Annotated in this window: 10 protein-coding genes; 7 read left to right on the top strand and 3 right to left on the bottom strand. The window is 58.3% G+C overall.

Features of this window, described 5'->3' with window-relative positions:
• The 7 genes from ABL922_RS13315 to ABL922_RS13285 form a co-directional block, all read left to right on the top strand.
• Positions 1–1,293: FAD-binding oxidoreductase (locus ABL922_RS13315; RefSeq protein WP_349024699.1), on the top strand; the 1,293-nt coding region annotated here is incomplete at its 5' end.
• Entirely contained in the window at positions 1,290–2,648 is a 1,359-nt protein-coding gene (locus ABL922_RS13310; protein WP_349024698.1) for an aspartate aminotransferase family protein, read from the top strand. The genes ABL922_RS13315 and ABL922_RS13310, both read left to right, overlap by 4 nt.
• A gap of 5 nt (positions 2,649–2,653) precedes the next feature.
• Entirely contained in the window at positions 2,654–4,054 is a 1,401-nt protein-coding gene (locus tag ABL922_RS13305) for a glutamine synthetase family protein (protein ID WP_349024697.1), read from the top strand.
• 240 nt (positions 4,055–4,294) lie between these two features.
• A complete protein-coding gene (locus tag ABL922_RS13300; protein ID WP_349024696.1) occupies positions 4,295–5,407 on the top strand; it encodes a spermidine/putrescine ABC transporter substrate-binding protein in 1,113 nt (370 codons plus the stop codon).
• Positions 5,408–5,410: 3 nt separating this feature from the next.
• Positions 5,411–6,322: an ABC transporter permease gene (locus ABL922_RS13295; protein ID WP_349024695.1), complete on the top strand. Its 912-nt coding sequence runs from the start codon at positions 5,411–5,413 to the stop codon at positions 6,320–6,322.
• The gene (locus ABL922_RS13290; protein ID WP_349024694.1) at positions 6,322–7,164 is read left to right on the top strand and encodes an ABC transporter permease; all 843 of its coding nucleotides are present in this window, start codon (positions 6,322–6,324) and stop codon (positions 7,162–7,164) included. The genes ABL922_RS13295 and ABL922_RS13290 overlap by 1 nt, the downstream gene beginning before the upstream one ends.
• A gap of 1 nt (position 7,165) precedes the next feature.
• Positions 7,166–8,293, top strand: coding sequence for an ABC transporter ATP-binding protein (locus tag ABL922_RS13285; protein WP_349024693.1), 1,128 nt, complete (start codon positions 7,166–7,168; stop codon positions 8,291–8,293).
• Positions 8,294–8,451: 158 nt separating this feature from the next.
• On the opposite strand, the gene ABL922_RS13280 is transcribed toward ABL922_RS13285, so the two are convergent.
• From ABL922_RS13280 to ABL922_RS13270, 3 genes are all read right to left on the bottom strand, one after another.
• Complete coding sequence (locus ABL922_RS13280) at positions 8,452–9,258, bottom strand: FKBP-type peptidyl-prolyl cis-trans isomerase (protein ID WP_349024692.1); 807 nt, start codon at positions 9,256–9,258, stop codon at positions 8,452–8,454.
• A 47-nt stretch (positions 9,259–9,305) separates the two neighbouring features.
• On the bottom strand, positions 9,306–9,503 hold the full coding sequence (locus ABL922_RS13275; protein ID WP_115548881.1) for a hypothetical protein: 198 nt from the start codon (positions 9,501–9,503) through the stop codon (positions 9,306–9,308).
• Between the two features lie 185 nt (positions 9,504–9,688).
• The gene (locus tag ABL922_RS13270; protein ID WP_349024691.1) at positions 9,689–11,062 is read right to left on the bottom strand and encodes an aspartate aminotransferase family protein; all 1,374 of its coding nucleotides are present in this window, start codon (positions 11,060–11,062) and stop codon (positions 9,689–9,691) included.
• Positions 11,063–11,191 lie beyond the last annotated feature (129 nt).

The following is an 11,191-nucleotide window of genomic DNA, read 5'->3' as shown; positions in this document are numbered from 1 at the left end:
GTCCCCCTCCCCATCGCAAGTCGATGGGGAGATAAGGTGACCGACCCCCTCAACAACAGCTATTATCGAGCGACCGCCAATGCGTGGGATACGCAGCCCAGCTTTGTTGGCGAGCGCGATTATGACGTTGCTGTCATTGGCGGCGGTTTCACAGGCCTTTCGACCGCTTTGGCTTGCGCCGAAAAAGGGCTGAAGGTCGCGCTGTTCGAGGCGCAGTCAATCAGCTTTGGAGCGTCAGGGCGTAATGGCGGGCAGTTGATTCCAGGGCTGCGCTGGTCAATGCGCGAGATTGATGCAGAATTTGGTCGCGAACGGGCACAAGCTATCTTTGATCTGGCCTATGGGGCGGTAAGACGCGTCAACGACCGGATATCGCAGCATGGCATCGATTGTGATTTGAAGCCCGGCCATCTGGAGGCCGCCTACAAGCCAGAGCATTTTGCGGACATGCAGCGCGAGGCGGATTTTCTGGCCAGGGAGTTTGGCTGGAATTCTGAGATCGTTCAACCGCAAGGGATGGGACGACACATCAACGGAGGCGGCTATCATGGCGGGATTTATGATTCCCGAGGTGGGCATTTCCATCCATTGAACTATGCGGTGGGGCTGGCACAGGCTGCGCTGAAAGCAGGTGTGGAGATTTTCGAATATTCTCCAGTTCAGCGGATCGACGGCGACCGAGTTTTCGCAGAACAGGGCAAAGCCAAGGCACAGTCCATTCTCCTCGCAGCCGACAACTGGATGGGTGATCTCGACCGCGAGCTGGGCGGCTACACCGTGCCGATTATGAACTACAATATTGCGACCGCTCCCTTGGCGAACGCGGATGAGTTATTGCCAAGTGATGCTGCCATTGCCGACAGCCGTTTTGTGCTCAACTATTTCCGTCTGTCTGCCGACAAGCGCCTGATTTTCGGCGGTGGGGAGAAATATGTGCAGACCCCGCCAACAGACATTGCAGCTTTCGTCCGCAAGCATATGGTCGAGGTGTTTCCCTCGCTTGCCGATACGCCCATCGACTATGCCTGGGGCGGAGCAGTGGCGGTGACGATGAACCGGCTGCCGCATTTGGGGCGCAAGGGAAATGTGTTTTTCGCACATGGTTTTTCGGGGCACGGCGCGCTGGTGACTACGCTGGCGGGTGAACTCTTGGCAGAGGCTGTTACGGGAACGATGGAGCGCTTCGATGTCTTTGCCCATCTTCCCAACCGGCCATTCCCGGGTGGTCGTTTGTTCGCCCGCCCGCTCGCGACTTTGGGATTGCTCTGGTACGCGCTAAGGGACCGGTTATGATTTCAGACGCTGCCATTGATCGGATAGCAGAACGCGAGGCGGCGGCATTTCGTGCCGCGAACCCTAAGTCTTTGGCGCTGGCGCAACAGGGTTCGGCCAACTGGTTTCAAGGCGTGCCGTTTCACTGGATGCTCGATTGGCCGAGCCCGGTGCCGCTGGTGGCAGCCGGGGCCAAGGGGGCGATGCTGATGACGGTCGATGGCCGCACGCTTGATGATTTCTGCCTCGGCGATACCGCGAGCATGTTCGGCCATTCGCCCGCGCCCTTGGCTGAAGCATTGGCAAAGCAGGCGGGTGAGGGGCTCAGTTACATGCTGCCCACCGAAAAGGGCGTCGAGCTAGGTGCGATGCTCGCAGCGATGTTTGGCCTGCCGCGCTGGCAGGTGACGACAACCGCGAGCGAAGCCAACCGCGCCGTCATCCGCTGGTGCCGGGGCATAACGGGTCGAAAGAAAATCCTGATTTTCAACGGCTGCTATCATGGTGCCGTCGATGATGTTTTTGTCGATCTGCGCGCGCATCCCTCGGGCTGGGAACCCAGAATGCGGGCGAGCCTGATCGGGCAAGTGCATGATATTTTGCCGACGACGAGCGTGATTGAATTCAACGACGTAGTGGCGCTGGAACGCGAGTTGAAACGCGGCGACATCGCCTGTGTGCTGGCTGAACCGGTGATGACCAATGTCGGCATGGTGCGTGACGCGCCGGGCTATCTGGAAAGCCTCCGCCGCCTATGCAGCGAGACTGGAACGATCCTCGTTTTCGATGAAACGCACACCATCTCCTCAGGCTATGGCGGTCACAGCAATGCTTATGGACCGAAGCCCGACATTATGGTGATCGGCAAATCGATCGGGGGAGGTGTTCCGACGGCGGTTTATGGTTTCAGCGAGGAGATCGCGGAACGGATGGCGAAGTTGAACGCGACGCGCCCTTCAGGACATAGCGGTATCGGCACCACCCTATCGGCCAATGCGCTGGCGATCACCGCAATGCACGCGATGGTCGGGAAGGTAATCACGCTTGAGGCCTATCGCCACATGCTGGCGCTCGCACAACGGTTGGTAAAGGGCATCGAGGGCGTCATTGCCGCGCACAATCTGCCCTGGCACGTAGCAAATGTCGGCGCGCGGGTTGAATTTGTTTGCGCCGAAAGGCCATCCACCAATGGCAGCGAGGCGCGCGCAGCGATGCAGCCCAAATTGGAGGCAGCGGTCCACCTCTACCTCGCCAATCGCGGCATTTTGCTTGCGCCGTTCCACAATATGATGTTGCTGTCTCCGGCAACGCAGGACGGACAGGTTGACCGGTTGGTCCATGTGCTGAACGACGCGGTTACCGAATTTCTGGAGTAAGTATTTTGAGCAGCCATCCCAAGTCCTCGGCGGTCGTTGCGCCAAAGAGCGAAGCCGAAGCGTTTTTTACGGCCAATCCGCATGTGGACTCGGTCGAGATGATCTACACCGATTTTGGCGGGGTTCCGCGCGGAAAGCGGCTGCGCCAGCATGAGGTGATTGCGGTTTACGAAACCGGCCGGATGTTCCCGGGCTCGATCACGGTCGTCGATATCACCGGGCAGGATACCGTCGAAACCGGGCTTGTCTGGGAAGATGGCGATGCCGACCGTTCGATGAAGCCGGTGCCGGGCACGCTCGTGAAAACGCCTTGGGCAGGCGAGAATGCCGCGCAATTTCTGGTCGATTTCTACGAACTTGATGGCACGCCGCATGACCTAGACCCGCGCCATGTGCTGGGGCGCGTGGTGGATCGTTATGCGGAGCAGGGTTTAGTGCCCGCGGTGGCGGTCGAGCTGGAATTCTACCTTGTCGATCCAAGGCGCAGCCGCGACGGCATGGTGCGTCCGGCAGCACCAGCCTATAGCAAGGATCGCCCGCGCAATGTCGAGGTTTATGGCCTGCGTGAGTTGGAGGATTTCCGGCCTTTCCTAGATGATCTCTACGCCTTTTGCGACCTGCAAGGCTTGCCGCTCGAAAGCGCGATTTCGGAATTTGCACCGGGGCAGTTCGAACTCACCTTGTGCTACAAGCCCGATGTGCTGCGCGCCTGCGACGATGCCATCATGTACAAGCGGGTGGTGAAGGCCGCCGCGCAGCGCCATGGCCTCGAAGCCACCTTCATGGCCAAGCCCTTTGCCGATCAGGCGGGCAGCGGCATGCACATCCATGTCTCGGTGAACGACGCGGAAGGCAACAATATCTTCGCCAGCGAGGACCCAGAAGGCACCGACGCGCTGCGCCATGCCATTGGCGGGATGATCGCCAATGTCGGGGATAGCTTCGCGCTGTTCGCGCCCAATGCCAACAGCTATCGCCGGTTCAAGGCGAACAGCTATGCACCGGTCGCGCCGACATGGGGCGTCAACAATCGCACCGTTTCGTTCCGTGTTCCGGCAGGCGCGCCCAAGACCCGCCATGTCGAACACCGCGCCTGCGGGGCCGATGCCAATCCTTATCTCGCGGTTGCTGCGGTTCTCGCGGGTATGCACCACGGCATGGCGACCCAGACCGATCCCGGTCCTGCTGTTGTCGGCAATGGCTATGATCGCGACAATTCCGGCGATGACAAGCCGCCTAGCAACTGGTTCTCCGCGGTTGACCGCTTCCATACCTCCGGCTTCATGCGCGACTATCTGGGTGCGCGTTTTGTCGACATGTATTCGATCGTCAAACGCGTCGAGCAGGACCGCTATTTCAGCGAAGTCCCACGGTTGGATTATGATTGGTATTTGCGCAACGCGTGAATAACCCCTCTCCCATCGGGAGAGGATACGAAGCCTTGCTGCTTAGCAGCTAGGCGAAGTTGGTGAGGGGCTCCGTCCCGACGATAACGCACAACCCCTCACCCAGCTGCAACTAAGCAACAAGTTGCCAAATCTGTGCAACCTTCTCCCGATGGGGGAGGGAAAAAATCGCTTTGAAAATCACCGCTTTTGCGTCAGTCTCGGGAATCGAGGGAACGCACAAAAAGGTGGAGCAAAGCCATGGATTTCAAGATACTTCTCGACAACGCACAGAACCGTCGTTCGCTGCTCAAGGGCATGGGGGTCGCCGCTGTCGGCTTGACCTTTACCGGAGCTCTTGCCGGTTGTGGGGAGAAGGAAGCAAAGAAGCTCGCCAATGGCGAAGAGGGCAAGCTCAACTTCTACAACTGGGACACCTATATCGGCGAAACAACGCTCGAAGACTTCAAGGGCGCCAGCGGCGTTGACGTCAATATGACGCTGTTTGCAAGCAATGACGAATTGTTCGCCAAGCTGAAGGCGGGCAATCAGGGCTATGACGTGATCGTACCGTCGAACGACTTTGTCGAACGCATGGCGCAAGCCGATCTGCTGATGCCGCTCGATTTTGCGCAAATTCCCAACTTCGAAAAGAATATTGCGCCTGAATTCAAGGATGTTCCTTATGATCCGAAACGCAAATATTCTATGCCCTATACATGGCTCTCGCTCGGCATCGGCTATCGCAAGTCGAAGGTGAAGGGCACGCCCGATAGCTGGAAAGTGCTGTTCGACAGCGACGAATATAAGGGCCGCATCGCTGTGCTATCGGAAGCCGGCGACATGTTCCGCCTCTATGGCAAATATCTGGGCAAATCGGTCAATGCGCTCACTGAAGCGGACATCAAGACCATCGAAGCGATGATGATCAAGCAGAAGCCGAACATCAAGGCCTTCCACGAAGACAATGGTCAAGACCTGCTGCTCAAGGGCGAAGTCGACGTTGTGCTCGAATATAATGGCGATATCGCACAGGCGATGGTCGAGGATGAAGATATCGGCTTCGTCATACCCAAGGAAGGCAGCCAGCTCAATTCGGATAACCTCTGCATACCCAAAGGTGCGCCGCGTCCGAAAAATGCGCATGCCTTCATCAACTATCTGCTCGATGCAGAGGCGGGCAAGAAGATCACCGAGACGATCCTCTATCCGACCCCCAATGCGGCGGCCAAGGCGTTGATGCCCGATGATTACAAAAATAATCCGGTCATCTTCCCTGCAGCCGACCTGCTCGCCAAATGCGAATATGCTGCTTACAATCCAAAGCTGCAGCCGATGTATGAGGAGGCCTTCACCCGCGTGCGGGCCGCCTGATCCGTGGCGGGGGCACTGCAAGACTGGAAAAAGCACAAGCGGCCGTTCGCAGCGATTGCGGGCGCGCCGCTGTTCTGGCTGCTGCTTTTCTTCCTCGTGCCAATGGCGATCGTCTGGCTGTACAGCTTTGGCGAAAATGCGGGGCCTGCCGACATTGCGATTTCGGGGACGCTCGACAATTACAAACGGGCCATCGAATGGCTCTATCTGTCGATCTTCCTGAAATCGCTGGCGGTGGCGGCGCTCGTCACGCTGATCTGCCTGATTATCGGCTTTCCGGTGGCGATGGCGATAACCTTTGCAGCTCCAAAGTGGCGTCCCTGGCTGCTGCTTGGTATCATGCTGCCTTTCTGGACCAATTTGCTGATCCGCACCTACGCGTTGATGACGCTGATGGGGACCAACGGCTATGCCAATAAAGGGCTGAACGCGATGTGGGACGGGGCGAGTTGGTTGCGCACCCTCGTCGGCATGCAGCCGTTGGAGGCGTGGACGCCGGTGCAGCTGCTCTACAATAATTTCGCGGTGGTTTTGGGGCTGGTCTATGTCCATCTGCCCTTCATGGTTCTGCCGCTTTACTCGGCGCTCGACCGGCTCGACAAATCGTTGATCGAGGCCAGCCTTGATCTGGGGGCAGGGCATCTGCGCACGCTGATGAAGATTGTTGTGCCGCTGGCAGGCCCGGGGATTTTGGCAGGTGTGATGATCACTTTGATCCCGGCGCTCGGCGCCTATTTGACGCCAGACCTGATGGGCGGCACCGAAAGCCAGATGATCGCCAATGTGATCGAACGCCAGTTCAAGCGTGCCAATGACTGGCCGTTTGGCGCGGCGCTCTCCTTCCTGTTGATCTACGCGATGTTCATCCTGATTGCTCTGCAATCGATGCGGCGCGACAAGGGGGAGGCGCGCTGATGGCTTTGTTCAACCGCACTCCGGTCGCCCCGCTCGAATATACCCGCAAATTGTGGATGCGCGGCTGGGTCGCAGCGACAATGTTCTTTCTCTACGCACCGTTGCTGGTTCTGATGATTTTCAGCTTCAACGACAGCAAGCGCAATGTCGTGTGGAAGGGTTTCACGCTCAAATATTATGAGAAAGCGCTGAACAATGACTCGCTGGTCGAGGCGATGGTCAATTCGCTGACCATTGCCGCGCTTGCCACGGCCTTCAGCATAGTTCTTGGCGCGCTAGCCGCTGTGATGCTCTGGCGCTTCAAATTTCCGTTCAAGGGTGCGGTGGAAGGGACGATGTCGCTGCCGATCATCGTCCCCGAAATCTGCCTCGGCGTCGCTTTCCTGATTTTCTTCGCAAAGATTGAATGGCCAACCGAACTGCCTTGGCCGCTTAACCTGTCGGCGATTACGATCGCGCATATCACTTTCTGCTTCCCGTTCGTGGCGATGGTCGTGCGTTCGCGGCTCGAAAGTTTCAACAAGGAAGAAGAAGAGGCGGCCAAGGATTTGGGTGCATCCGAATGGCAGACATTTCGAGACATTTTGCTGCCGCATATGAAACCCGGCCTGATCGCAGGCGCGCTGTTGGCGTTCACGCTCAGTCTCGACGATTTCGTCATCACCTTCTTCACCAGCGGCCCGGATACGATAACCTTCCCCGTAAAGGTCTATTCGATGGTTCGCTTCTCGGTGACCCCCGAAGTCAACGCCGCATCGACCATCCTCATTCTCCTTACCATCATACTCACCGCCGTTGCGCTCAAGCTGCAAGGCGTGAAAGCCATAGCGGATACCCATTGATATGACTGACCCGCAACCCATCATCCAGATCCGCAATGTCTCCAAACGCTTCGGCAAAGTGACAGCGGTCGATAATGTCAATCTCGACATCATGGCTGGCGAATTCTTCGTGCTGCTCGGCCCCTCAGGCTGCGGCAAGACGACGTTGTTGCGCATGATTGCCGGTTTCGAGATGCCAACCGAAGGCCAGATCATTATCGACGGGGTTGATGTCAGCGATGTGCCGCCGAACAAGCGGCCGGTGAATATGGTGTTCCAGAGCTATGCCGTATTTCCGCATATGTCGGTGGCAGACAATGTCGCTTATGGCCTCAAGATCCGGGGCGTCGGGCGCGGAGAGCGCGAAGAGCGGGTGCGTGAAGCACTCGAACTGGTCAAGCTCGGCGGGTTTGAGGAACGGATGCCTGACCAGATGTCGGGCGGCCAACGCCAGCGCGTGGCATTGGCACGCAGTCTGGTGATGCGGCCCAAGGTGCTGCTGCTCGATGAGCCGCTTTCGGCACTAGATGCCAAGTTGCGTGCGCAGATGCAGTTCGAGCTTTCCGATTTGCAGGATCAGGTGGGCATTACCTTCGTCACCGTCACCCACGATCAGGACGAGGCGCTGTCGATGGCCAGTCGTGTGGCCGTGATCAACAAGGGCGAAGTGTCACAGCTTGCGACGCCTTCTGACCTTTACGAATTCCCGGCCAACAAATTTGTCGCTGATTTTGTGGGATCGGTGAATATATTCGACGGCAAGCTGACGCTCGATGAGCCGGATAAAGCGGCGGTCGATTGCGCGGGGTTGGGCAAGGTTTATCTGAACCATGGCGTTACCGGTCCGCATGGAGCCGATGTGTTTGTCGCGCTGCGCCCCGAAAAAATCTATCTTCACGTTCCGGGCAAGGGCGACGCCATAAAAGCCGCCGCCAAAGACGCACCCGAGGGGCACAATCTCGCCCGCGGTGTCATCAAAGGCATGAGCTATTTAGGCGACTGCACGATATTCGAAATATTGCTGGATGACGGCGGAATGATCCGCGTTCGTCGTCCCAACATTTCACGCCATGATCAGGAAGATTTCACCTGGGATGATCGCGTCAGCATGCACTGGCGCGCCGACAGCCCGGTCGTTTTGCTGAGTTAGTGCCAGTTCTCCCCATCGTCTTGCGATGGGGAGGGGGACCGCCGAAGGTGGTGGAGGGGTCCCGGGTGATAGCCCGCACAACGAATGTCGAAAGTCCCCTCCGTCAGTTGCTGCGCAACTGCCACCTCCCCATCGCAAGTCGATGGGGAGGAGAATTATCAATCCTCTGTCGCCGGCGTCACACGCACATCGATCAACGTCACAATGATGTTGGTGCCCGATTGCGGGGCACCCATCGTGCCGTCGGGCTTGGGCATGCAGAAACGATAGGTTGATCCGGCTGGCATCATTTTCAGCCCTTCGGCGAACAGCGGTGTAGCCATGGCGAGCGGGATTTTTTCCCACTCGCGCTTTTCCTGAACCACGCCGCTATCGGCATCGAACAGGGTGAAATCGACCAGCGCCATATCAGCATCAGAAGGGATCCGTCCCGTCCCTGATGTCACCATCGAATAGCCAAGGCCGGAAGCTGTGCTTTGCGCGCACGCCCTGTCGGCCGGTGCGATGACAGGCTTGGGCGGCGGTGTGGTGAAGGAAAGCAGTTCAACCTCGAATACCAGATCGGCATTGGGCGGGATGGGGTCGCCGCCTTCCAGGCCGTAACCCAGCGCGGAGGGGATGCAGAGGCGGTATTTGCCACCGGGCTGCATCAGTTTGAGTCCCTGGGCAAAGCCGGGGATGACGCCCCCTACTTTGAACTTGGCGCCTTCGCCCGAGTCAAACTCGCTGCCGTCGGCTGCAAGCCTGCCTGAATAATTGACTTCGACCCTAGAATCAGGCCCCGGCTTCTCGCCTTTACCTGCCTTGATCACCGTATAGGATAGACCTTCCGGTGTCTTCACCTTGCAGGTAAGGATCGGCTTGGCAGGCGCCGGCGTCGCCGCGGAAGCGGGAAGAGTGGGGATAGCCAGCAATGCGGCGGTGGAAACAGCGCTAAGCACTGCAGATCGAACCATGTCAGTCATTATCTGGTGCGGTAGGCGATGCGCCGGAAATGTCCAGCGCGCTTCGACTAATCGCTATCCTTCTTGCGCGCTTTATTGGCATAGATCAGCGCAGCGGCCAGTGCTGCCGAACCGATGCCGATCCCGGCGGCGGTTTTCCATCCGATCCCGCCTTTGTCCTCTGCGGCTTCCTTGCGCGCTTTGGCACGCTTCACTTCGCGCATGGTTTCATTGTCGGGCGGGGTGTCTTCGGGGGTGTCGGTCATGCCCACCTAAATGAATCAGCAACGAGTCCGGGTCAACCCTAGTTTCGTCATTCCCGCGAAGGCGGGGAACGAAGTGACCGCTAGGTCAATCCAACTCCCGCCCTCAAAATTTCGACGGCAGGGGCTGGGCCCCCGCGTTGACCTTTGGTCGCCTTCGGCCTCGCGGGGGTGACGATGAAAGGATTTTAGAGTGCGCGCAATTTCGGTTCGGCCTCGTCGAGCGACTTGCGGATGATGCCGACAAGGTCGTCGATCTGGCTGGTAGTGATGATTAGTGGCGGGCACATCACGATGCTGTCGCGAATGCCGCGCACCATCAGGCCGTTCTTGATACAGATGTCGCGCACCATCGGGCCTGCCGTGCCTTCTGCGCCGCCAAAGCGAGTGCCCGTCGCCTTGTCAGCAACGATTTCGATGGCGCCGAGCAGGCCGATCGAGCGGGCCTCACCCACCAGAGGATGGTCGCTCAGTGTGGCCAGCGCCTTGGCCAGATAGGGCCCGGTTTCGCTGCGGACCTTTTCGACCAGCCCTTCGCGCTCCATGATCTCGATATTGCGCAGCGCGACCGCTGCCGCAACTGGATGCCCCGAATAGGTATAGCCATGGACGAAATCGCCGCCGGTTTTCATGACTTTCACGATTTCCTCCGAAACCGCGACTGCAGAAATCGGCAAATAGCCCGATGAAAGGCCCTTTGCCATCGCGATGATGTCGGGCTTCACGCCCATCGTTTCATGGCCCCACATATTGCCGGTTCGGCCAAAGCCCGCGATCACCTCGTCGCAGATCATCAATATGCCATATTTGCGGCAAATCGCCTCGACCTGCGGCCAGTAATTGGCAGGCGGAATGATGACGCCGCCAGCACCTTGCACAGGCTCGCCGATGAAAGCGGCGACATTTTCGGGGCCGACTTCGAGGATTTTGGATTCGATGGCCTCGGCGCATGCGGTACCGAATGCCTCCGGCGTCATGTCACGGCCTTCATTATACCAATATGGCTGGCGGACATGCTCTACACCGGGGATTGGCAAATCACCGATCGGGTGCATCGCCTTCATCCCGCCCAAAGAGACGCCTGCGACTGTCGAGCCATGATAGGCATTCCAGCGGCTGATGAAGGTCTTGCGCTTGGGTTCACCCTTCAGTTTCCAATATTGGCGGACAAGGCGGAAAATGGTGTCATTGGCCTCGCTGCCCGAGCTGTTGAAGAAGACATGCGGCAGACGGTTCTGCGTCAGGCTGGAAATCTTCTCGGCGAGCAGCACAGCGGGCGGTGTCGCGGTTTTAAAAAAGGTGTTGTAATAAGGCAGCTCGCGCATCTGCTCCGCCGCAACCTCGACAAGCTCCTCGCGACCATAGCCGACATTGACGCACCAAAGCCCAGCCATGCCATCGAGGATACGGTTACCGTCGCCATCGTTGATGTAGCAGCCATCGGCATGGGTGATGATGCGGCTTCCGCCCAGATTTTCGATTTCCTGCCAGTCGGCTTGGGCGGGCAAATGGTGGGCCACATCGAGGCGGCGAAGTTCGGCGATGTCGTAATTGCGGGGCATGGTAGGCTCTCCTGAAAGGCTGTGCTGAAGCCCCTCTTCTTCAGGGGAGGGGCAGTGAGACTTGGCATCTTTGATGGCTAGTCGCAGCGGGGTGGGGCTTCGAGGTGTAGCGCTAAGCTGACAGCCCCC

It is taken from the genome of Sphingorhabdus sp. (assembly GCF_040079335.1).
Lineage (GTDB): Bacteria > Pseudomonadota > Alphaproteobacteria > Sphingomonadales > Sphingomonadaceae > Sphingorhabdus_B.
This window is presented reverse-complemented; position numbering and strand designations above follow the sequence as displayed.